General features: G+C 67.3%; 18 protein-coding genes. 8 read left to right on the top strand and 10 right to left on the bottom strand.

Going from position 1 to position 22,977, the window contains the following annotated elements:
- Positions 1–78: 78 nt before the first annotated feature.
- Positions 79–681: a short chain dehydrogenase gene (locus MG068_RS04640; RefSeq protein ID WP_132809397.1), complete on the top strand. Its 603-nt coding sequence runs from the start codon at positions 79–81 to the stop codon at positions 679–681.
- A 73-nt stretch (positions 682–754) separates the two neighbouring features.
- Here the strand turns inward: MG068_RS04640 and soxR are convergent, their stop codons facing one another.
- On the bottom strand, positions 755–1,189 hold the full coding sequence (gene soxR / locus MG068_RS04635) for a redox-sensitive transcriptional activator SoxR (RefSeq protein ID WP_032127734.1): 435 nt from the start codon (positions 1,187–1,189) through the stop codon (positions 755–757).
- A 29-nt stretch (positions 1,190–1,218) separates the two neighbouring features.
- Here soxR and MG068_RS04630 point away from each other — a divergent pair, with 29 nt between their 5' ends.
- Positions 1,219–2,640 carry an MFS transporter gene (locus MG068_RS04630; protein ID WP_132809395.1) on the top strand — a complete coding sequence of 474 codons (1,422 nt, stop codon included), beginning with the start codon at positions 1,219–1,221 and terminating at the stop codon, positions 2,638–2,640.
- A gap of 38 nt (positions 2,641–2,678) precedes the next feature.
- Here the strand turns inward: MG068_RS04630 and MG068_RS04625 are convergent, their stop codons facing one another.
- Positions 2,679–4,700 (bottom strand): esterase/lipase family protein, encoded by a 2,022-nt coding sequence (locus tag MG068_RS04625; RefSeq protein ID WP_032127736.1) that lies wholly within the window; start codon positions 4,698–4,700, stop codon positions 2,679–2,681.
- Positions 4,700–5,674: an Lnb N-terminal periplasmic domain-containing protein gene (locus MG068_RS04620; RefSeq protein ID WP_132811111.1), complete on the bottom strand. Its 975-nt coding sequence runs from the start codon at positions 5,672–5,674 to the stop codon at positions 4,700–4,702. The genes MG068_RS04625 and MG068_RS04620 overlap by 1 nt, the downstream gene beginning before the upstream one ends.
- A 171-nt stretch (positions 5,675–5,845) precedes the next feature.
- Between MG068_RS04620 and MG068_RS04615 the strand changes: the two genes are divergently transcribed.
- A complete protein-coding gene (locus MG068_RS04615) occupies positions 5,846–6,250 on the top strand; it encodes a GFA family protein (RefSeq protein WP_100471489.1) in 405 nt (134 codons plus the stop codon).
- Between the two features lie 269 nt (positions 6,251–6,519).
- Here MG068_RS04615 and MG068_RS04610 read toward each other — a convergent pair whose 3' ends face one another.
- Positions 6,520–9,621: an efflux RND transporter permease subunit gene (locus MG068_RS04610; protein ID WP_132809393.1), complete on the bottom strand. Its 3,102-nt coding sequence runs from the start codon at positions 9,619–9,621 to the stop codon at positions 6,520–6,522.
- Between the two features lie 4 nt (positions 9,622–9,625).
- Entirely contained in the window at positions 9,626–10,804 is a 1,179-nt protein-coding gene (locus MG068_RS04605) for an efflux RND transporter periplasmic adaptor subunit (protein ID WP_132809391.1), read from the bottom strand.
- 152 nt (positions 10,805–10,956) lie between these two features.
- Here MG068_RS04605 and MG068_RS04600 point away from each other — a divergent pair, with 152 nt between their 5' ends.
- The 3 genes from MG068_RS04600 to MG068_RS04590 all read left to right on the top strand — a co-directional run bounded on the left by MG068_RS04600 (position 10,957) and on the right by MG068_RS04590 (position 15,193).
- The gene (locus tag MG068_RS04600) at positions 10,957–11,640 is read left to right on the top strand and encodes a response regulator transcription factor (RefSeq protein WP_071228043.1); all 684 of its coding nucleotides are present in this window, start codon (positions 10,957–10,959) and stop codon (positions 11,638–11,640) included.
- Entirely contained in the window at positions 11,618–13,003 is a 1,386-nt protein-coding gene (locus MG068_RS04595) for a sensor histidine kinase (RefSeq protein WP_132809389.1), read from the top strand. The genes MG068_RS04600 and MG068_RS04595 overlap by 23 nt, the downstream gene beginning before the upstream one ends.
- A gap of 99 nt (positions 13,004–13,102) precedes the next feature.
- Positions 13,103–15,193, top strand: a complete 2,091-nt coding sequence (locus MG068_RS04590) for a TonB-dependent siderophore receptor (protein WP_132809388.1) — start codon at positions 13,103–13,105, stop codon at positions 15,191–15,193.
- Here the strand turns inward: MG068_RS04590 and MG068_RS04585 are convergent.
- Positions 15,177–16,694 carry an MFS transporter gene (locus tag MG068_RS04585; RefSeq protein WP_132809386.1) on the bottom strand — a complete coding sequence of 506 codons (1,518 nt, stop codon included), beginning with the start codon at positions 16,692–16,694 and terminating at the stop codon, positions 15,177–15,179. The genes MG068_RS04590 and MG068_RS04585 overlap by 17 nt on opposite strands.
- 107 nt (positions 16,695–16,801) lie before the next feature.
- Here MG068_RS04585 and MG068_RS04580 point away from each other — a divergent pair, with 107 nt between their 5' ends.
- Positions 16,802–17,701 carry a LysR family transcriptional regulator gene (locus MG068_RS04580; protein WP_132809384.1) on the top strand — a complete coding sequence of 300 codons (900 nt, stop codon included), beginning with the start codon at positions 16,802–16,804 and terminating at the stop codon, positions 17,699–17,701.
- Between the two features lie 13 nt (positions 17,702–17,714).
- Here MG068_RS04580 and MG068_RS04575 read toward each other — a convergent pair whose 3' ends face one another.
- The 3 genes from MG068_RS04575 to MG068_RS04565 form a co-directional block, all read right to left on the bottom strand.
- Positions 17,715–18,593, bottom strand: a complete 879-nt coding sequence (locus tag MG068_RS04575; protein WP_132809382.1) for a LysR family transcriptional regulator — start codon at positions 18,591–18,593, stop codon at positions 17,715–17,717.
- 38 nt (positions 18,594–18,631) lie between these two features.
- On the bottom strand, positions 18,632–19,531 hold the full coding sequence (locus MG068_RS04570) for an SDR family NAD(P)-dependent oxidoreductase (protein ID WP_240792116.1): 900 nt from the start codon (positions 19,529–19,531) through the stop codon (positions 18,632–18,634).
- Positions 19,532–19,672: 141 nt separating this feature from the next.
- A complete protein-coding gene (locus MG068_RS04565) occupies positions 19,673–20,536 on the bottom strand; it encodes a DMT family transporter (RefSeq protein WP_132809381.1) in 864 nt (287 codons plus the stop codon).
- Positions 20,537–20,669: 133 nt separating this feature from the next.
- On the opposite strand from MG068_RS04565, the gene MG068_RS04560 reads away from it, so the two are divergent.
- On the top strand, positions 20,670–22,049 hold the full coding sequence (locus tag MG068_RS04560; RefSeq protein ID WP_132809379.1) for an aminotransferase-like domain-containing protein: 1,380 nt from the start codon (positions 20,670–20,672) through the stop codon (positions 22,047–22,049).
- Here the strand turns inward: MG068_RS04560 and MG068_RS04555 are convergent.
- Positions 21,988–22,932, bottom strand: a complete 945-nt coding sequence (locus tag MG068_RS04555) for a LysR substrate-binding domain-containing protein (RefSeq protein ID WP_132809377.1) — start codon at positions 22,930–22,932, stop codon at positions 21,988–21,990. The two genes, MG068_RS04560 and MG068_RS04555, sit on opposite strands and share 62 nt — an antisense overlap.
- Positions 22,933–22,977 lie beyond the last annotated feature (45 nt).

Genomic DNA, 22,977 nt, shown 5'->3' with positions numbered 1-22,977 from the left:
TGCGAAGCATACGCCGCTTACCTAACCCCACTGTGAGGGCGCAGACTGCGCCCATTCCCCCTCTCGCAAGGAACGGCCATGAAGATCCTCCTCGTCGGTGCCAGCGGCACCCTCGGCCAGGCAGTCGCCCACCAGCTCGGCCAGCAGCATCAGATCCTCGCCGCCGGCCGCAACAGCGGTGAGCTGCGCGTCGACCTGACAGACGACGGCAGCGTCGCCGAACTGTTCTCGCGCATCGGTCCGGTCGATGCAGTGATCTCCACCGCTGGCAAGCTGCACTTCGGTCCGCTGAAGGACATGACACCCGAGCAGTTCAACCTCGGCCTGCAGGACAAACTGCTGGGCCAGGTGCGGCTGGCACTGGTCGCCCAGCACCACCTCAACGCCGGCGGCTCGATCACCCTGACCAGCGGCATCGTCAGCGCACAGCCGATCCGCGATGGGGTCAACGCCACCTCGGTGAATGCCGCACTGGAAGGCTTCGTGCGTGCCGCCGCGTTGGAGCTGCTGCCGCGTGGCCTGCGCATCAACGTGGTCAGCCCGAACGTACTGATCGAATCGATGACGGCTTACGGCCCCTATTTCCCAGGCTTCGAAGCGGTGAGCGCGCAGCGCGCGGCGCTGGCCTTCCAGCGCGCGGTGGAAGGCATCCAGAGCGGCGAAACGATCACGGTCTGGTAAGAAAAAAGGGGACGGAGGGGATTAAGTCGTTAATGCACAAACGACATAATCCCCTCCGTCCCCTTTTCGCGGGTCACTCCCAGCGCATCGGGCCGTCGCCGCGTTCGCCGAGGACGTCTTCGGGGTTGGCCAGGCGGCAGCGCTGCAGCGACAGGCAGCCGCAGCCGATGCAGCCGGTCAGTTCATCGCGCAGCAGTTCCAGCATGTGGATGCGCTCCTCCAGCTCGGTGCGCCAGCGCGCGGACAGCTTGGCCCAGTCGGCCTTGGTCGGCGCGCGGCCCTCGGGCAGGCTTTCGAAGGCACGGCCGACAGCTTCCAGTGGCATGCCCACCCGTTGCGCGACGCGGATCACGGCCAACCGTCGCAGCACATCACGGCTGTAGCGCCGCTGGTTGCCCGATGTGCGCAGGCTGCTGATCAGCCCCTTGCGCTCGTAGAAATGCAGCGCGGAAACCGCCACGCCACTGCGCTGGGAGACTTCACCAACGCTGAGTTCCTGGGAAACCATTGCTTGACCTAAACTGCAGTTGAGGTGGCATGCTGCTATCTTCGCCGCCAGTTGACAAGCGCGGCCCGCATCTGACTCGTATGTCCCCCACTCTTTCGCCCGCCGACGCCCGTGCGCCGGCTGATACGTCGATCCTGTCTCCCCGCTATCGCGCCACCACCATCGGCATGGTGGCACTGGTGGCGCTGCATGCCTTCGAGGCCCTGGCGGTGGCCGCCGCCATGCCGACCGTGGCCGAGGCGCTGGATGGCCTGCGCCTGTATGCGCTGGCCTTTGGCGGCACCCTGGCCACCAGTGTCATCGGCATGACCCTGGCCGGACGCTGGGCCGACCGCCATGGGCCAGCTCGGCCGCTGTGGTATGGCCTGGGCTGCTTCGTGCTGGGCCTGCTGCTGGCCGGCTTCGCCATGCGCATGGGCATGCTGGTGGCCGGGCGCCTGCTACAGGGCCTGGGCGCAGGCGCGATCTCGGTCTCGCTGTACGTGATGGTTGGCCGCAGCTATCCCGAACACCTGCGCCCGAAGGTATTCGCCGCGTTCTCCGCCGGCTGGGTGGTGCCGTCGATGATCGGCCCGGCACTGAGCGGCCTGATCGTGCAGCACCTCGGTTGGCGTTGGGTATTCCTGGCGGTGCCGCTACTGGCGGTCCCGGCCGCGCTGCTGCTGCGCCCTGCACTGGCACGCATGCAGCCCACTGATGCTGCCAGCAGCGACGATGGACGCGGCAACGTGGTGCGCTGGGCCAGCGGTGCTTCGTTGGCGGCGCTGCTGCTCTACTTCGGCGGCCAGCAGCAGGGCCTGCCTGCGCTGCTCTGCATCGGCGTGGCCATGCTGGCGCTGCTGTTCTGCGTGCACCGCCTGTTGCCAGCCGGCACGTTGCTGCTGCGCCGCGGGTTGCCCAGCGTGATCGCGCTGCGCGGCGTCGCGGCGGCCGCATTCTTCGCCTGTGAGGCCTACCTGCCACTGCTGTTGCAGCGCGAACGCGGGCTCTCGCCCAGCTGGGCCGGCGCGGTGCTCAGCCTCGGCGCGTTGGGCTGGTTCGCCGGTTCATGGCTGCAGGGCCACCAGCAGCGCGGCTGGTCACGCCAGCAGCTGCTGCGCGTTGGCACACCGCTGATGACGATCGGTATCGCCGCCACACTAGCCGTGCTGTTCAACGCAGCGCCGCTGCCGGTGGCCCTGGTCGGCTGGGCGGTGACCGGCTTCGGCATGGGCATGATCTACGCCAGCTTGTCGGTGCTGACGCTGTCGTTGTCCGCACCGCACGAGCAGGGTGCCAACACCTCGGCGCTGCAGTTGAGCGAGGCGCTGTCGGTGACCACCGCGCTGGCGGTTTCCGGTGCGCTGTTCGCGCTGTTCGTGGAAGCCGCGCCACACACCGGCTACCTGCTGTGCCTGGCGATCACCTTCGGCCTGGCGCTGCTGTCCACGGTGATCGCGCGGCGGGTGTAGCACCGCCGCATTGCGGGATTGCCGGCCAGCGGCCGGCACTACCGGCTGCCGGTCCCCATGTCATCGATATCCCGGTGCAGGATGCGCCTCACCTCCAGCACCGCCTGCGGGGTTTCCTGCACGCTGTGGCCCGAGATGATCACCTTCTCCGACAGCGCGCCCGGCAGATGTGCGCTCCAGTACGGCACCAGCCCATCATCGGATTTCTCCACCGGCAGCTCGGGTTTGCGCTGGGCGATGATCGAGTGGTACTTCAGGCCCGCCTCAATCGGCAGCTGTGCGGCGGCCTTCACGAACGGATCGCTGGCCTTGAGGTTGTCGATGCTGTTCGGGATCTTCGGCTTGGCGGTGCCATCGACCTGCTGCTCGGCCTGCGCCAGCGCCATGAACACGTCCTCGAACTTGCCGAGGATTGTCAGCGGCAGGCGTACCAAGCGACCAATCAGGCGACCGACCTTGTTGCCGGCAATGTCGGTGCCCTGGTGCGGCGCGGCGATGAAGATCGCACGCTCCACGTTCGGCTGCGCCTTGAAATGCAGCAGCGGGCCCAGCTTGTTCTGCACCCGCTTCAGCCGTTCCCCCTTCAGGTCGTAGTTGGCCAGCAGGTCGTTCCACAGTACATCGCCGGAATCGCTCACCAGCAGGCGCGCCAGCACGCCGCCCATGCTGTGACCGATGTAGACCATGTCCTTCGACGCACGCGTGCTGCCATTGGGATCGAAATGCTTCAGCGTGTCGTTGAATGCATTGGCGATCTCGTAGCGGTTCAGCGCGATCGGCGCATTGGTCGGGTAATAGACCTGCCACACCTGGAACTGCTGGCGCAGCTCGGGGTCACCCATGATCTCGTTGGCCAGGTTCACCCACGCTTCCGGGCTGCTGGCCAGGCCGTGCAGCATGAAGATGATGCGGCGGTTCGGGTCCCACGGCTGCATCAGGTAGATGTGCGGCTCGCCGATGCCCTCGCTCATACCGAACAGGGTACGCAGCGACTGCCGGGCGAAGCCACTCTGCGCCAGCCACAGGCCGTAGGCGGCAGTGAAGTTGCCGGCCAGCGGTACCTGCTCACCGTGCAGAGTGATGCGCTCGGTCGCTTCCGGCGAATAGGCATCCAGCTCGACCCGGCGCGTGCGCATCACGTCTTCCAGGCTGCTGCCCTCGAACCGCAGCAGTGCGGTGACGTTGATCGAGGACATCTCACTGAACTCGGGCACTGAATCGTCATGGCGGTGGCGGCGGCCACGACGCTCGTCGTCCTCGTCGTCCTGCGCGGTTTCAGCCTTCGGGCCGTCGGGCGCGATCACTGGCGCGACCAGTTTCGGCGGGTCCATCACCATCACCAGTTCGGCACCGAAGCCATCGCGGCGATAGGTGCTGCGCAGGCCAACGAAGCTGACCGTTCCCGCTGGCACCAGCTGCGCCGGAATGCTCTTCAGACCCAGCTGCTGGTAGTTGGAGGCCAGCGACCAGCTACCGACCGTGAGCGGCTTCGTGTAGTCCTCGCCGGCCAGCGCAGCGGCACGTGCGCGCACGAACAGCACCACCGCCGCCTTCTCGGCCGCGTAGTTGTAGTAGTCGCGCACCTGCGTCTGGCGGTCCTCGAAGGCCCGGTCGGACGGTGAGCGGCCACTGTAGAACAGGTAGGCATAGGCATAGCGCGCGGCTTCCAGCCAGGCATCCAATGCCGCATCGCTCATCGGCGGGTCGCCTGCGGCGGTCTTCTTCGGCGTCATCGCCAATGCAGCCTTCACCCACAGCTCGGACAGCGCCGACAGCCGCTGCTCGACATTGAGGTCGTCGGTCATCAGCAACGTGCTGCGGCAGACCAGGAAGTCCTTCTCGCACTGCGATTCGTCCAGGCCCGCTGCGCTGAGCGTTTCACGCGCGGCGGGGCTGAGCTTGCCAGTGTTGAGCACATCCGCGCGCTTGTTGACCAGTGAATCACTGGATTTGACCTGCTTGACGGTAACCATCGCGCAGCCGCTGCTGCCCAGCAGCAGGAAGGCGGCGAACAACACCGGCAGCAGGCGCTGCCAGCGGGTCAGAAAGAGTTGGGTCATTACTGCGGGTCCTGCTCGGTGCCGGGCACGCCCTGGCGGATCACGGTGGAGAAATGCTCGCCATCACCCAGGTCCAATGCGCGCTGGGTGATGCGGCCCTTGTCGTGCAGCTCGGCGTACGGCACGCCCGGCGTGAGTGCACCGACCTCCTGCGCGTACTCGGCCAGATAGCCGGACAGCAGCAGCCGATAGTCCAACGGCAGGCGCGGTGCGATGTGGCGGGCCAGGTCGAAGACGATGGTCGTGCAGTTGCTGGTCAGCGTGTTGTAGAAGCCCGGCTTGGCATCCAGTTCACGCGCCTGTTCGATGTACGCGGCGAACAGTTCCTTCAGCTGCGCGCGGTCCATGCCATGCAGGCGGTACAGGTAGACATCTTCGCCACGCGCGTTGGTGCGGGTGCGGATGATGTCGGTCTCCTCCGAAGCCACCAGGGTCATCTCGAACTTGCGGAAGAAGCCGCCCAGCGCGGAGAACGACTCACCGCGCTCCTTGCGGATCTCCAGCGAAAACACCACGTGGCGTCCATCCTCGAAGCCGAACGAGATCAGCGTGTGGGCGATCGCCGGGCCCATCCAGTACGACAGCACCAGGTCGGCCGAGCGCAGCTGGTCCAGGTCGTATTCGCGGCGCACCCAGTGCGCGTCGTAGTCGGTTTCGCTGCGCCAGGTGAAGTCGCGCACGTTGTCCAGCACCACATGGCGCCCGTCGAAGGACACCACGTGCAGGCGCTGGGCCACGTCGTCGGCCCATACGCGGTCCTGGCGCGGGGTCAGCAGCAGCCACCACAGGCCGGCCAACGCCAGCGCCACACCGAAGGCCGTGCCGAGGCGGCGGGAGGCACGTCCCCGCGCGACCCGCCACGACGCCCACAGCGCCACCAGCAGCCACAGCACGGCCACGCCGGTGGCCAGCCAACCCGGCCCCGGCAGCTGGTAGGCCAGCAGCCCGCTCACCCACAGCGCCGCCAGCGCCATGGCACTCCCTGTCATCCAACGTCCTGCGGCGTTCACTGGCATCCTGTCGCGGTCTTGAAGCCGCATAGTTAGCCACAAGCGGGTTCACCGTGGCATCTACAGACCGTTCAGGCTGGGCAGCGCACCGTCGGCGGCGGCCTCTGCGGCCAGGTTCACTTCACAGGAGCAACGATGGGCATCACTTCCGTGGCCGGCGTTCCGGTCCAACCCCAGCACCGCGCCACCTGCCATTGCGGCACGGTCGAACTGCTGCTGGACCTGCCGGACGGCATCGTCGACCCGCGCCGCTGCGACTGCTCGATGTGCCGGCGGCGGGGTGCCATTGCGGCCAGCGTCAGCCGCGCGGGCCTGCAGGTGGTGCGCGGGCAGAACCACCTGCAGCTGTACCAGTTCAACACCCATGTGGCCGAGCACTACTTCTGCGGCGTGTGCGGCATCTACACCCATCACCGGCGCCGCTCCAACCCGGAACAGTACGGTTACAACGTGGCCTGCCTGGAAGGCATCGACCCGTTCGCGCTGGGTGTGATCCCGGTCAACGATGGGGTCAACCACCCCGCCGACCGCACCGGCTAGTGGCGCGTGCGCCGCGGCGGCGTGGCGACCTTCTGCCAGGGCGCCATGCCGCTGCGCCCGGCCCGCACCGGGCGTTTCAGCCAGGGGCGACGGGGCGCGGCCTGCGGCTCGGCCGCGACCGGGGGAGGTGAAGGTCTGCGGCCTGGCCAGAGATGGTCGAGCAGCCACATGGCAGGTCTCCGTGGGGGACGGGGACGACCTACGCTAGCGGCACCTGGGCAAAGAACGGGTGAGGGCGCTGCGGCAGCCAGATGACAGCCGCGCCCCCCTCAGTCCTGCGGCCGTGACCGGCCCAGGCGGCGCACCAGCACGAAGAACAACGGCACCAGCACCACTGCCAGCACCGTGCCGGAGACCATGCCGCCGATCACGCTCATGCCGATTTCACGGCGGCTGACCGCGCCTGCACCGGTCGCCAACGCCAACGGGATCACACCAGCCACGAAGGCCAACGACGTCATCACGATCGGGCGCAGTCGCAGGCGTGCGCCCTGCAGGGCCGCTTCCACCGCTGAACTGCCGGCACGATAGCGGGCCTCGGCAAACTCCACGATCAGGATCGCGTTCTTGGCCGACAGGCCGATGGTCGTCAGCAGACCCACCTGGAAGTAGATGTCGTTGACGAACCCGGCCGCGGTGGTCGCCAGCACGGTACCAATCACGCCCAATGGGATCACCAGCACCACTGCCACCGGCACCGTCCAGCTCTCATAGAGCGCTGCCAGGCACAGGAAGATGAAGGCAATGGAGGCGGTGTACAGCCACAACGTCTGGTTGCTGGCCAGTTGTTCCTGGTAGGACAGGCCACTCCACTGCAGGTTGAACCCGGGTTGATCGGCAACCAGCGCCTGCATGCGCTGCATCGCTTCGCCCGAGCTGCGCCCTTCAGCGGCGCTGCCCTGGATCTGCATTGCCGGCAGGCCATTGAAACGCTGCTGCAGCTGCGGCCCGCGTGCCCAGTGGCTGCTGGCGAAACTGGCGAACGACGCCATCTGGCCGTTGCCACCGCGCACATACCACTGGCCGATGTCGTCGGGCACGCTGCGGTAGGGCTGGTCGCCCTGCATGTAGACCCGCTTGACCCGGCCACGATCGAGGAAATCGTTGATGTAACTGCCGCCCCAGGCCGCCGACAGCGTGGAATTGATGTCGGCCTGGGCCAGGCCCAGCGCGCTGGCCTGGGCATGGTCGATGTCCAGCCGCAGCTCGGCCTTGTCGCCCAGGCCGTTCAGGCGCACCGAGGTGAGCCCGTCGTCTTCGCCGGCCGCGCGCACCACCTGTTCCTGCGCCGTCTGCAGGGCCACGCGCCCGGCTGCGCTGGTGTCCTGCAGCCACAGTTCGAAGCCGCTGGACTGGCCCAGTCCACGCACCGCCGGCGGTGCCAGTACATTGACCTTGGCATCCGGCAAGCGGCGGAAGTAGGCATTGGCTCGCGTGATGATCGCCGCAGCGGTGTTGTCGCCCGTGCGCTCATCCCAGGGTTTCAGTGCGAGAAAACCCTGCCCGGCGTTCTGGCCGGTGCCGGCATTGTTGCGGCCGACCACCACGAACACCACATCCAGGTTCTGCTTCTCGTGCTCCATGAAGTAGCGGCTGATCTGCTCGCCCAGCGCTTCGGTACGTGCCATCGGCGTGCCTTCCGGCGTGGAGAACTGGAAGGTGACCTGGCCCTGGTCTTCCACCGGCAGGAAGCCGGTGGGCATCCGCGCGTACAGCGCGACCATGGCGACCACCAGCAGCAGGTAGAACGCCATCCAACGCCGCGGCCGGGAGACGACGCCGCCGAGTCTGCCCTGGTAGGCCAACTGGCTGCGCTCGACGCCCCGGTTGAACGCCCGGAAGAAGCGGCCCTGCGGTTTCTGCGCCGAAGACGGCTTGAGCAGGGTCGCGCACAGCGCCGGGGTCAGCGTCAGCGCCACCAGCGCCGACAATGCCATGGCAGACGCAATCGTGATCGAGAACTGCCGGTAGATGATGCCGGTGGAACCACCGAACAGCGCCATCGGCAGGAACACCGCGCCCAGCACCACGGTGATGCCGATCAACGCGCCGGTGATCTCGCCCATCGATTTTTCGGTCGCTTCGCGCGGCGGCAGATGCTCGTCGTGGATGATGCGCTCCACGTTCTCCACCACCACGATCGCATCGTCGACCAGCAGGCCGATCGCCAGCACCATCGCGAACAGGGTCAGTGTGTTGATGGTGAATCCGGCAACGGCCAGCACGCCGAAGGTGCCCAGCAGCACCACAGGCACCGTGATCGCCGGAATCAGCGTGGCGCGCAGGTTCTGCAGGAACAGGAACATCACCACCACGACCAGAACGATGGCTTCGATGAGGGTATGGATGACCCCCTCGATCGAGACCCGCACGAACGGCGTGCTGTCACGCGGATAGGCCACCTGCAACCCCGGCGGGAAAGTCGGTCGCAGCCGTTCGATCTCCGCGCGGACCGCGTCGGCGGTGGCCAATGCGTTGGCGCCGGAGGCCAGGGTGACTGAGAAGCCGGCCGCCGGATAACCGTTGAGATAGCTGCTGGTCTGGTAGTTCTCCGCGCCAATCTCGACCCGCGCGACGTCGCCCAGCAACACCGCCGCGCCATTGGGCAGGGTACGCAGGATGATCGCGCGGAACTGCTCGGGGGTCTGCAGGCGCGACTGCGCGGTGACCGTGGCGTTGAGGCTCTGCGTCGGGCTGGACGGCATCGCGCCCAGCTCACCCGCCGTCACCTGGGTGTTCTGCGCCTGGATCGCAGCGCGCACGTCCGAGGGCATCAGGTCATAGGCGCGCAGCTTGTGCGGGTCCAGCCACACGCGCATTGCGTAAGCCGAGCCGAACACGTTGATCTCGCCAACGCCGGGAATACGGCTGATCGGGTCCTGCACGTTGCTGACCAGGAAATCGGAAACATCCACCCGTTCCATGCGCCGGCTGGTGTCGTACAGCGAGACCACCATCAGCGAATCGCCCTGCGACTTGGCGACCGTCACGCCCTGCTGCTGCACTTCCTGCGGCAGCCGGTTGATGGCCTGGTTGACGCTGTTCTGCACCTGCACCTGGGCGATATCCGGATTGGCGCTCTGGTCGAAGGTGACCGTGATGCGCGCCTGCCCGGACGAGGAACTGGTGGACGAGAAATACAGCAGGTGGTCGATGCCCTTGATCTGCTGCTCGATCACCTGGGTGACGCTGTCTTCCACCGTCTGCGCCGAGGCACCGGTGTAGTTGGCGGTGATGTTGACCTGCGGCGGCGCGATGTCCGGGTACTGCTCCACCGGCAGCTGGGTCACCGCGATGGTGCCGAAGGCCATGATGCAGATCGCCAGGACCCAGGCGAATACCGGGCGATGGATGAAGAAGCGCGGCAGCATCTGCTCAGTCCTTCCCGACCGGTGCCGGTGCCGGCTTCACCCGCACCGTCATGCCATCGGCCAGGCCCTGCGCGCCGGCCACCACCACCTGCTCGCCGGCGGCCAGGCCATCAAGGACCAGCCACTGGTCGCCCACCGCACGCGCGGTGCGGAACAGGCGCAGCCGCGCCTTGCCGTCCTTATCCACCAGCCACGCCTGTGCCTCGCCCTTGGGGCTGCGGTCGACCGCCGCCTGTGGCACCAGCAGCGCCTGCTGGCGGGTTCCCTGCCCCACCAGCGCGCGCACGTACATGCCCGGCAGCAGCAGCCCGTCCGGATTGGGGAAACGCGCGCGCAGGGTGATGCTGCCGGTTTCCTGCTGCACGTCCACGTCGGCAAATTCCAGCGTGCCCGGCAACGGGTAGTCGGTGCCATCGGACAGGCGCAGCCGCACCGGCGCTGTATCGGCCTGCACGCCACCGTCGGCGATGGCGCGGCGCAGTGCCAGGTACTCATTGCTGGACTGGGTGATGTCCACGTTCATCGGGTCCATCTGCTGCACCCGTGCCAGTGGATCGGCCTGGCCCGAGGTGACCAGCGCACCGGGCGTGAAGAGCGCGCGGCCGATGCGCCCGGCGATCGGCGAGGTCACCGTGGCAAACCCCAGCCGTGTGCTGGCCGTGTCACGTGCCGCCTGTGCGGCCTGCGCGGCGGCGGCGGCCTGCTGGTCGCTGGCCACCGCATCATCCACGTCCTGGCGCGCGGCCAACTGGTCCTTGCCCAGCGCCTGCATGCGCTGCGCCCGCAGGCGCGCGGTCACCGCAGCGGCCTCGGCCGTCTTCAGGTTGGCCTGTGCCTCGTTCAGCGCCGCCTGGTACAGCGCGGGCTCGATCTGGAACAACGGCTGCCCGGCCTTCACCCACTGGCCCTGCTCGAACAACCGCTTCACCAGCACGCCATCCACCTGCGGGCGCACATCCGATTCCTGCGAGGCGACGCTGCGCCCAGGCAATTCCTGCTGCAGTGCCAGCGGCTGGCTGCGCAGGGTCAGCACCGTCACCTCAGGCGTCGTGGCGGCAGGCTTGGGCGCGTCCTTGCCGCAGGCGCTGAGCAGGCCGGCCAGGGCAAGCGCCAGCAGCGGCAGGCCCGCGGTTCGCGGCAGCCGCCAAGCACGGTACGGACGGGAGGGGTTCGGAAGGATCATCGGCTGCAGGTTCCACGCGTGGGGGAGCGTTCGGCGCCGAATATAGAAGACGTGGCGGCGCGATCCTGCTAAATGGCGCATGAAACATTTTTCATTTGCAGTCGCTGCCCACGATTGCGAGGATGCCCCTGTCCCACTCTGCACACTGGCCCATGCCGCGCGTACTCACCATCGAGGACGATCTTGTCACCGCCGAGGAGATCGCCACCGAACTGCGCAGCCACGGCTTCGACGTGGACCTGGCCAGCGACGGCAGCAACGGCCTGGCGCTGGCACGTGCAGGCGACTACGCGGTGATCACCCTGGACCGCATGCTGCCCGGCATCGACGGGCTGGCCCTGGTCACCACCTTGCGCCGCGAAGGCATCACCACGCCGGTGCTGATGATCAGCGCACTGTCGGACGTGGATGAACGCGTGCGTGGCCTGCGCGCCGGTGGCGACGACTACCTGACCAAGCCCTTCGCTTCGGACGAGATGGCTGCACGTGTGGAAGTGCTGATCCGGCGTCAGGGCCCGACTGGCGCCATCGACAACGTGCTGCGCGCCGGTGACCTGGAACTGGACCTGATGGCCCGTTCGGCGCGACGCGGCGGGCATGAAATCGCGCTGTTGCCGACCGAGTTCAAGCTGCTCGAATTCCTGGTGCGCAACGCCGGCCAGGTGGTCACCCGCAGCATGCTGTTCCAGGAAGTCTGGGGCTACCACTTCGATCCGGGCACCAACCTGATCGATGTGCATATCGGTCGCGTGCGCAAACGCATCGAACAACCCGGCCGACCGCAGCCGATCATGACCGTCCGTGGAACCGGCTATGTCTTCGACGCGCAATCCTGACCACTGGCGCTCTTCCAGCAGCAGACTGCTGGGCCTGTACTGCATCCTGTTCGTGGCGTGGTCGAGCCTGCTGCTGGGCGTGATGTACTGGCGCATCTCGGATTACCTGAGTGACCTGACCGAATCAGGCCTGCAGCAGCGCGCCCACCTGTTCATGAGCTTCGACGGGCCGGCACTGGATGAAGCATTGCGCGACAGCCAGCGCTTCGATCTGCACCAGGTCTATACCTATGGGTTGTTCGACAAGGCCGGCATGCCGATGGCGGGCCCGCTGACAGCGATCCCCGAGGGACTGCCGCTGGATGGCAACTCGCATGCGGTGGACGGTTGGACGCTGGCCGATGGCCGCCACGACAACGGCGGCAGTGCGCTCGGCGTGGTGACCCGCGATGGCCGCACGCTGGTATTCGTGCGCCAGAATGGCAAGCTCATGGCGGTCAACAGCATCATCCTCGATGCGCTGCTGTGGGGCGTGTCGCTGACCGTCATTCCCGGCCTGGTGGGCTGGCATCTGCTGCGCCGGCGCCCGTTGAAACGGATCCAGCAGATCGAAGCGGCCACCAACCGCATCGTCGCCGGCGACCTCGGCCAGCGCCTGCCGGTGTCCAGCCGTCGCGACGAGATCGATCGGCTGTCGAGCATCGTCAATGCAATGCTGGAACGCATCGAACAGCTGATGACCGAGGTCAAGGGCGTGTGCGACAGCATTGCCCACGACCTGCGCACGCCCCTGACCCGCCTGCGTGCCCACCTGTACCGCATGCGCGTGGGCCTGGACGAACGGGACCCGCATGCCGATCCACTGGACAAGGCGCTGGCCGAGACTGACATGCTGATGGCGCGCTTCGCCGCGCTGCTGCGGGTGTCGGAACTGGAGAGCCACCAGCGGCGCTCGGCCTTCGACGCGGTCGACGTCACCGAGCTGCTGCAGGAACTGCACCAGTTCTACCTGCCGCTGGCCGAAGAGAAGCAGCAGTTGCTGGAGCTGCAGGTGGAGCCGAAGGTGAGCCCGCTGCGTGGCGACCGCGAGCTGCTGTTCGAAGCGCTGGCCAACCTGTTGTCCAATGCCCTGCAGTTCACCCCTGCACACGGCCGCATCCTGCTGCGTGCGGTCGATGATCACGGCGCCCCGAGGATCGATGTGATCGACAACGGGCCGGGCATTCCGCCACAGGACCGCACGCTGATCTACCAGCGCTTCTTCCGTGGCAGCAGCAGCGCCGCCCAAGGGCCTGGATTCGGCCTGGGCCTGTCGATCGTGGCCGCCATTGCCGGCCTGCACGGCTTCCGTGTCCGCGCCGGCAGCGCCCCCGGTGGCGGCGCCTGGATGAGCATCCGCGGCGCGACGGACGGCCTGCCCTGACGCCGGGCCAGGGCGGCACAATCGCACTTGGGAATCATTTGTATTTGAGGGCGGGCATCCGGATAATCCGCCGTCACCGCCCTTCCCGGATCACTCCCGATGCCCGCTCTGCCGTCGCGTCCGCTGCTGTACACGCTCGCCCTGCCCACCCTGCTGGCCTCGGCCATCGCCCAGGCCCAGGACACCCCGGCGGCGCGCACCCTGGACAAGGTAACGGTGGTGGCCGAGCGGGCCAGCACCGCGACCAAGACCGACACCGCCCTGACCGAGACGCCGCAGGCGATCAGCGTGGTCACCCAGCAGCTGTTCACCGATCGCGGCGCGCACAACCTGCAGGAAGTGCTGCGCTACAGCGCCGGCGTCACCGCCGATGCGTGGGGGCTGGATACCCGCAACGATGCGACCTCGGTGCGCGGGCTGGACCCGGTGCAGTACCAGGATGGCCTGCGCCGCAGCTACGGTTTCAGCCCCCTCGCCCGCCCGGAAATCTATGGCCTGGAGCGGGTGGAAGTGCTGCGCGGCCCGTCCTCGGTGCTGTATGGTGCCGGCGCCACCGGCGGCATCATCAATGCAATGAGCAAGCGCCCGACCTTCGGCACCCTCAACGGCGAGGTCGGCGTGCAGCTCGGCAGTTTCGACCGCAGGCAGCTGCAGGGTGACATCGGCGGCGCATTGAACGATGCCGGTACGCTTGCCGGCCGCTTCGTCGGGCTGGTGCGCGAATCGAACATGCAGACCGATGTATTGAAGGATGACCGCGTCTATCTGGCACCGTCGATCAGCTGGCGCGGTGAACGCAGCACCTTGACCCTGCTGGCCAGCTATCAGCATGACAAGACAGGCTCCAGCCAGCAGTTCCTGCCGCTGGCCGCGACCCTGCTTGCACCGCCCGGACGCCGCCTCGACCCGTCCACCTTCATCGGCGATCCCGGTTTCGACCGCATCGACTCGCGCGTCTACAGCCTGACCGCGCTGTTCGACCACAGCTTCAACGACACGCTCAGCCTGCGCTCGGCAGTGCGTTACATCGATGGCAGGACCACTCTGCAGCAGATGTACGTGGACAGCTACAGCAATCCGGAAGATCCCTTCATCGACGCCGAGCGGCGCGTGGTCAACCGCACGGCCTATGGCACCCGCCCCGACGTGCAGATCTTCAGCGCCGACAATGCGCTGCAGTTCGACTTCGCCACCGGTGCCTTCCAGCATCTGCTGCTGGCCGGCGTGGACTACAGCCAATACAAGGAGCAGCTGCAGCGGCTGGACGCCACCGGCACGCCGATCGACATCTACACCCCGGTATCGGTCGCACCGATCGTGCGTGGCTGGGATCGTCAGCCGGACCAGACCTCCACCCAGCTGGGTGTCTATGTGCAGGACCAGATCCGCTGGGCCGACCGCATCTCGCTGGTGCTGGGCGCGCGCCGCGACCATGCACGCTCGAAGACCGAAGGCCAGCCCAGCCAGACCGACAATGCCACCACCTACCGCGCCGGGCTGATCGGCGAACTGGGTGCGGGCGTTTCGCCCTACCTGAGCTACAGCGAATCGTTCCTGCCGGTGTCCGGCCAGGATCTGTTCGGCAGCGCCTTCAAGCCGATGCGTGGCCGCCAGAGCGAGGCCGGCATCAAGTGGCAACCCGCACGCAACCTGCTGCTGACGATGGCAGCGTATCGCATCATCGAAACCAACCGGCAGACCAACGACCCGGACAACGTGTTGAACGTGGTGCAGACCGGGCAGATCCGCTCCAAGGGCATCGAGCTGGAAGGCCAGTTCCAGTTCGCCAACGACCTCACAATCACCGCTGCCGTTGCGCGCAACGAGGCTGAGGTCAGCCGCAGCAACTTCGCACTGGAAGTGGGCCAGCGCCTCAACGACACCCCGCAGGACCTGGCCTCGGCCTGGGTTTCGAAGGGCTTCCAACTGGACGATGCCGCACGCCTGCGCCTGGGCCTGGGCGTGCGCCATGTCGGCAACACGGTGTCGCTGGGCAATGGCGGGCGCATCGTCACGCCCAGCTACACGCTGGCCGATGCATTGCTGGAAGTGCAGGTGACCGACTGGACGATGGCGTTGAACATCACCAACCTCACCGGCAAGCGCTACTACGCGCCGTGCCGCACCTTTGGCGACTGCTTCGCCGGCTACCCGCGCGTGGTGACCGGCACCATCAGCTATCGGTTCTGATCACGGCCAACGCTGGCCGCCGCAGCAGCAGGTGCAACAGCACAGCGCATGCGGCAGTCAGCAGCGCCAGGACACGCAGCAGTATCGCCAGCGCCTCGGCACTGGCCTGCTGCAGCTGTGCGCCGCTCATCGCCGGAAGCAGTGCCTGCGCCTGTGCCTGCGCCCCCGTGGCCAGATAGGCACCGGCACGCGCCAGCGATGCAGGCGATGCTCCCTGCAGCTGGTAGCCGATCAGCACCGCAAGCAAGGCGGTGACTGCGGCCAATGCGATGCCTTCACCGGCCACCCGCACGGTTCCGAAGATGCCGGCGGCCATGCCCGCACGCTGTACCGGCACCACGCTGACCGACAGCCCATCCATCAGGCCCCACGGCAAGGCCGTTCCTGCGCCGATCAGCATCAGCAACGGCACCCACTGCGACGGCGACGGATGCGATGCATGGCGCGACAACAGGTACAACCCAGAGGCACAGACCAGCAGGCCCAGCGTACAAAGCCGCGTATTTCCAACGCGTTCCGCCCAGCGCGCGGCCAGCATCGGCAGCACCAGCATCGGCGCAGACAAGGCCAGCATCTGCAGCCCGACCAATGTCGCGCTCTGTGCATGCACGCCCAACAGCTGCAGAGGCAACACCACCAGCAGCACCACGTAGCCGAAGCAGGTTGCGACCGGCAGCAGCTGGACACCGAGGAACGCCGGTTGCGAGAACAGCGAGAGGTCCAGCAACGGTGAGCGGTGCAGTCGTTCGATGCAGACGAATACCCCTCCCAGCACCAGCGTCGCCAACAGCGCCAGTTGCACGCGCATGGCATGCAGGCCGAATTCCCCCAGCCACAGCAGGGCCAGGGTCAACGCCGCCAGCATCAGGCTGAAACCCAGCATGCCGCCGACATCCAGCCGCCCGCGTTCGCCATGGCTTTCGGGCAACGCGCGCGCGCCCACGGCGAACGCCGCCAGCGTCAGTACACCGGCCGCGGCGAACACACTGCGCCATCCCAATGCCTGCAACAGCAGACCCGCGAGCAGCGGCCCCAGCGCCAGCCCCGCACCGAATGTGGTGCCCAGCAGGGCGAACACACGGGCACGCACCGGCCCCTGCCAGGCATGCGCCAGCGCAGCGGTGCCGGACGCCAGCGCCGCTGCAGCGGCAACGCCCTGCAGCCCGCGCGCCAGATCCAGCCACAGCAGCGTGGGCGCAAGGCAGACGACGGCAGTGGCGATGCTGAAGCCCGCCGTACCCAGCAGGAACAACCGCCGCCGACCATAACGATCGGCCAGGCCACCGGCAGCGAGCAACAGGCTGCCGAAGGTGAGCATGAAGGCGTTGGTGACCCAGGCCAGCGCAGTCGGCGACGACGCCGCGGAACGGGCCAGCGCCGGCACCGCGACGGCACCGGCCGAGAAGGACAACGGCAGCGCCAGTGCAGCCAGGCAGACGGCAAGCAGGGCCCAGCGCTGCTGCGTGTGGGAAGGTACGGGAAGCATCGAAACCGGGGCCATGCGGGCCTCCATCCATCAGGGGCATTGATGATGGACAGGCCGCTATTCCAGAAAAACAGGCTCGATGGACGTTGATTGCGGCCCGATGTTCCGTAATCATGCCCCGCATGGATTCCATCTCTGCCCTGCTGGCCTTCGTCCGTACCGCCGAAGCAGGCAGCATCGTCGGCGCCGCTCGCGTCCTCGGCCTCTCCGCGTCGGCCGTGGGCAAGCGCATCGCCCGCCTTGAACAGGAACTCGGCACGCGCCTGTTCCAGCGCACCACCCGCCGCGTGCACCTCACCGACGAAGGCGAACTGCTGCTGCAGCGCTGCCGGCGTGCGTTGGATGAACTTTCCGAAGCGCAGGCAGACCTGGCGCAGCGACAGCACGCCCCCAGCGGGCTGCTGCGCATCGGCCTGCCCACCATCGGCTACCGCTTCCTGCTGCCGGTGCTGCCTGGCTTCCAGCAACGCTACCCACAGGTGCAGCTGGAGCTGGACTTCAACGATCGCATCGTCGACGTGGTCAGCGAAGGCCTCGACGCGGTGATACGCAGCGGTGAACTGGCCGATTCCAGCCTGACCGCACGGCGGCTGGGCGGCTTCCGTTTCATCCTCTGTGCGGCGCCCGGCTATCTTCAGGCGCACGGCACGCCCGGTGATGTGAGCGAGCTGCGCCTGCATAGCGCGCTGCGCTTCCGTTACCCCACCACCGGAAAGCTGCACCCGTGGCAGCTGCCGGGCATCGAAGGCGATGCTGGAGCGCTCCTTCCCACCGCGATGACCTGCAACAACATGGAAGCCGTGCTGGCCGCTGCGATCGGTTGCATGGGCCTGGCCTGGATGCCTGACTTCCTCGCAGCCGACGCGCTGGCCGATGGCCGCCTGCAGCGGGTACTGCCAGCACTGCCCACGCACCAGGGGCAGTTCTCGTTGCTATGGCCCGGTGGGCGCCATCCCAGTGCACGCCTGCGGGTGTTCATCGACTACGCCGTTGCCAACCTGTTCCGCGGCGACGAGGCATAGCAGCTCCACAGAATCAGTTGGTGCCCGCCGTCTGCAGGAAATTGCGCAGCACCGGCGACGGTTGTTCCGGCCTCATGCAGAACTGCAGGGCGAAACGGGCGGCTTCGCTCTCCAGCACGCGATAGACGATCTCCTGCGGGCGGAAGCTGGCCATGCTGGCCGGAACGATCGCCACGCCGGCATCCACCGCCACCAGCGACAGGACCGCATGCATGCCCTGCGCTTCCTGCACGACGCGCGGGGTGAATTCCGCCGCAGTGCACAGGCCCAGCACCTGCGCGTGGAAGCCGATGCCCTCGCCCGCCGGCCATGAAATGAACGGTTCTTCAGCCAGCATCGCCACACTGACCTCCGGCGCGTCGGCCAGCGCATGAGCGCGCGGCAGCGCAATCGCCAGGCGGTCATGGTCGAAGTCGTGCAGTACCAGCTCGGCGGCGGGAATCGGTGGAATCAACACGCCAACGTCGATGCGCTGCTCACGCAGCCACAACTGCTGCTGGCGCGACGTGGCTTCCTGCAGGTGCAACTGCACCTGCGGGTACTGCTGGCGGAAGCGGCGGATCAAACCTGGCAGGCGGCCATACAGCGCACTGCCGACATAGCCTACGCGCAGGCTGCCGGACTGCCCCGCTGCAGCTTCGCGCGTGCGCTGCAACCCCTGCTCGGCCTGCTGCAGCGTTGCCCGCGCCTCCACCAGCAAGGTCTGCCCGGCCACGGTCAGGCCCAGCGTGCGGTTGCCGCGCACGATCAGTTCACTTCCGAGCTCGTCTTCCAGCCGTCGTATCGCCGCGGTCAGCGGCGGCTGCGACATGTGCAGGCGGGCGGCGGCGCGGTGGAAATGCAGTTCTTCGGCCACGGCCACATACTGGCGAAGCAGGCGCAGGTCGATCATCTCGAAGCAGGCAGTGGGAACCCGCCTAGGGTACGCCCTCAGCCGCGCACGTCGACGCTGGCGCGGGCGATGGCCGGCCACTGCAGCGCCACCGACTCGATGCTGTCGGCACTGACCGCGCGCAGATCCCTTGGGTACGCCACATGCTCGGCCTCCTGCAGGCGCAGTGCGTGGAACTGGCCATTGCTTGCGCGCAGCACCCAGCCGCCGTCCTGGCAGCGCGTGGATGCCAGATAGGCCACACCTTGCGCAACAGCTTCCGGATGCAGCTCATCGGGCTCACCCTCGATGCCCCACATGCGCGTCTTTGCCACCGGCGAAACCGCATTGACCACGATGCCATGCTCGGCACCTTCCAGTGCCAGCACATTGACCAGACCGAGCGCGGCCAGTTTGGCCATCGCGTACGCAGACAGCCCGCGCTGTGCGTACTGCGGATACAGCGCGCGATCGGAGGTGGTGATGACGATGCGCCCACCGCCCGCCGCGCGCATTGCCGGCCACGCCGCCTGCGCCAGCCACAGCGGCGTCTTCGCGGCCAGGCACAGCATCTGCTCCAGCGCCTCGTCCTCGATCGCTTCCAGCGTCTGGTACTCGACCCAGCCAGCGTTGTGGATCAGGAAATCGATGCGGCCATGCGCCTGCAGCAGTTCCTGCACCAGCGCATGGCAACCGCCACGATGGTCGATGGGACCGCTTGCGGCCTGCACCGGCAAACCCTGCCGCTGCAGCGCTTCGACGCTGCGCAGGATGCGCTGTGGATCGGCGCCGCGGCCGTCGGTACCGGCGCCGACGTCATGCATCAGCACCTGTGCACCGCGCTCGGCCAGCAGGCGGCTGTAGGCCAGGCCCAGTCCACCGGCGGCACCCGTCACCAGGCCCACCTGGCCTTCAAAGGAAATTCGGGAAATCGGCTGCATCTGCACAGCTTCGGCCATGCACCCAGGTTGCGGCCAATACCATTGACCACAGCGCACGATACGCCCGCGCTATCACTGGAAAAGGGGACGAAGGGGATTAAGTCGTTTCAGGCACAGTAGGACCGATTACGACTTAATCCCCTCCGTCCCCTTTTTCGTTCAGCGGCTGAAGCGGCGCGCGCCGGCCACGCAGATCACCGCGACCACGGTCACCAGCACCATGCTGAGGCTGACCGATTCGTGCAGCAGCAGCGCGGCCAGGGCCAGGCCAAAGAACGGTTGCAGCAGCTGCAGTTGGCCGACGGCCGCAATGCCGCCCTGCGCCAGCCCGCGGTACCAGAACAGGAAGCCGATCAGCATGCTGAACACCGCCACGTAGCCCAGCGCCCACCACGCCGACGCACCGACCGCGGTGAACGAGGCCGGGCGCATCAGCAGTGTCAGCGGCAGCATCACCGGCAACGCCAGCAGCAGCGCCCAGCTGATCACCTGCCAGCCGCCCAGATGGCGGGCGAGCCGACCACCCTCGGCATAGCCCAGCCCGCACACCACGATCGCCGCCAGCATCAGCAGGTCAGCCTGCAGCGAGGCCTCGATGCCGTTGCGCACCGCATAGCCGACCACGCAGGCACTGCCCAGCAGCGAGAACAACCAGAACGCCGGGCGCGGTCGATCGCCGCCGCGCAGCACGCCGAACACCGCAGTGCTCAGTGGCAGCAGGCCGAGGAACACGATGGTGTGTGCCGATGACGCATGCCGCAGCGCGAGCGCGGTCAACAGCGGAAAGCCGACCACCACCCCCAGACTGACCACCGCCAGGCCTGGCAGGTCATTGCGCCGCGGCCACGGCTGGCGCAGCAGAAGGAGCAGGCCAAGGCCGAGCACAGCGGCAATGGTCGCGCGTGCAGCAGTGACGAATCCGGCGTCCAGCTGCAGCACCGCCAAGCGGGTGGCCGGCAGGGAGCCCGCGAAGATCACTACACCGATGAAGCCATTGATCCAACCACTCGCCGACCGTTCCACGCCTGTACTCCTGAAGATGCCGGACGATGCCCGGCTGGACCTGTATGGAAGCATCCAGCGCGGAACGACCCCAGCTACAATCCAGTACAGTCGCAAGTAACTGTACTGCCTACACATCCACTACGGTTCCCACATGCAACGTTCGCTCACCCGCATTGAATCGGTCATCCAGACTGTCCGCGCCCGCATCGGTGCGCGGGTGGATGGCCCCGGCTCGCGCCTGCCTTCGGTACGTGCGCAGGCGGTGGCGATGGGGGTGTCGGTCTCGACCGTGGTCGAGGCCTACGAGCGCCTGGCCGCCGAAGGCCTGATCAGTGCGCGCGCAGGATCCGGCTTCTACGTCAGTGGGCCGACCGCACCGTTGGCGCTGGCTGAAATGGAACCCCGGCTGGATCGCGCCGTGGACCCGCTGTGGGTGTCGCGGCAATCGCTGGAAACACCGGCCGGCCATCTCAAGCCGGGCTGCGGCTGGATGCCCAGCGATTGGCTGTACCACGATGGCGTGCGCCGCGGCCTGCGTCGGCTGGCGCGTGCCGATGCATCACAGCTGGTCGACTACGCCGGCCCGCTCGGGCTGCCCGCACTGCGCCAGCTGCTGCAACGACGCAGCGCCGCGCTGGGCATTGATGCACCGATGGAGCAGATCCTGCTGACCGAATCCGGTACGCACGCGGTCGATCTGCTCTGCCGTTTCCTGCTCAAACCCGGCGACTGCGTGCTGGTGGATGACCCGAGCTACTTCAACTACCACGCGTTGCTGAAGGCGCACCAGGTGCAGGCCATCGGCGTGCCGTACACGCACAGCGGCCCGGACCTGGAGGCGTTCGCGCAGGCAGTTCAGGCGCATACGCCGCGGCTGTACATCACCAACTCGGGCCTGCACAACCCGACCGGCGCGGTGCTTTCCGCCAGCACCGCGCACCGCCTGCTGGGCCTGGCCGAACGCAATGAACTGATCATCGTCGAGGACGACATCTTCGCCGACTTCGAACTGCAGCCTGCGCCGCGGCTGGCCGCGCTCGATGGACTGTCGCGGGTGATCCACGTCGGCAGCTTCTCCAAGACGCTGTCGGCGGCTTCGCGCTGTGGCTACATCGCTGCGCGCCACGACTGGATCGAAGCGTTGACCGACCTGAAGCTGGCCACCAGCTTCGGCGGCGGCCATCTGGCGATGCAGTTGATGCACATCGCGCTGACCGACAGTGGCTACCGCCGCCATATGCAGTCGGTACGTTCGCGCCTGGCCGATGCGCGCCGGCACACGCTGCGCAAGCTGCAGACGCTGAGCATCACGCCGTGGCTGCAGCCGGAGGCCGGCCTGTTCCTGTGGTGCCAGCTGCCGGATGGCCGCGACGCCGCTGCACTGGCGCGGCAATGCCTGCGCGAGGGCATCGTGCTGGCGCCGGGCAACGCGTTCAGCCAATCGCAGCGCGCGGCTGACTATGTACGTTTCAACGTTTCGCAGTGCCAGGACCCGAGGATCTGGCAGGTACTGGCGCGCGCGCTGCGTTGAGCTGGTAATGCGCGACCAGCGCATCCACCACCACGCGCACGCCCGGCAACTGGCCGCGACGATGCGGCAGCAGCACGCTGGTGGTCACTTCGCCGGCATGCCACGCCGGCAGCACCTGCTGCAGGCGGCCGGCGGCAAGTGCCGCGGCACACAGGCTGTGTGGCAACACAGTAATGCCAAGACCCGCTTCGGCCGCCGCGATCAGCAGCTGCGATTCATTGCCGACCAGCGCCACCTGCGGCTCCACCTGCACGGTGCGCGCGTCGGGGCCATGCAGCGTCCAGCGCGTTGCATGACGCGCGGTCAGCAGGCCGGCATGCGCAAGCAGCTGCTCGGGCGTATCCACTGCCGGCGCGGCTGCCAGATAGCCAGGGGACGCCACAAGCACGATGCGCTCGCTACCCAGCGAGCGCTGCACCAACCCGGAATCCGGCAGCGGACCGAAGTGGCTGCGCAGAGCGATGTCGATGCCCTCCTGAGCCAGATCGATGAAACGATCACTCACTTCAACTTCGATGCGCAGCCGTGGATAGCGGCGGGCCAGTGCAGGCAGGCACGCGGCGAGCTCGCCCTGCACCACCGGAATCGAAGCGCTGATGCGTACGGTGCCGCTGGGTTCGGCCTGGCGGTCGCGGACGATGGCCTCGGCGGCCTCGACCTCAGACAACGCTGCGCGTGCGCGCTCGAAGAAGTCCTGGCCGACCTCGGTCAATGCGAAGCGACGCGAACTGCGTTGCAGCAGCCGCACCTCGAGGTGTTCTTCCAGCAGCGCCACGCGCTTGCTCAGGGTCGAGCGCGGCAAGCCCAGATGGCGGCCACCAGCAGCGAACCCGCCCTGCTCCACTGCGGTCACGAACAGAGCCAGATCGTTGAGATTGAGCATGCGCAACGTCCACAGATGTGGACTTCAGGATGCCATTCTGACGGC

It is taken from the genome of Stenotrophomonas sp. ASS1 (assembly GCF_004346925.1).
GTDB classification, from domain to species: domain Bacteria; phylum Pseudomonadota; class Gammaproteobacteria; order Xanthomonadales; family Xanthomonadaceae; genus Stenotrophomonas; species Stenotrophomonas maltophilia_A.
The sequence above is the reverse complement of the archived record's forward strand: the minus strand, read 5'-3'. Positions and strand labels throughout refer to the sequence as shown.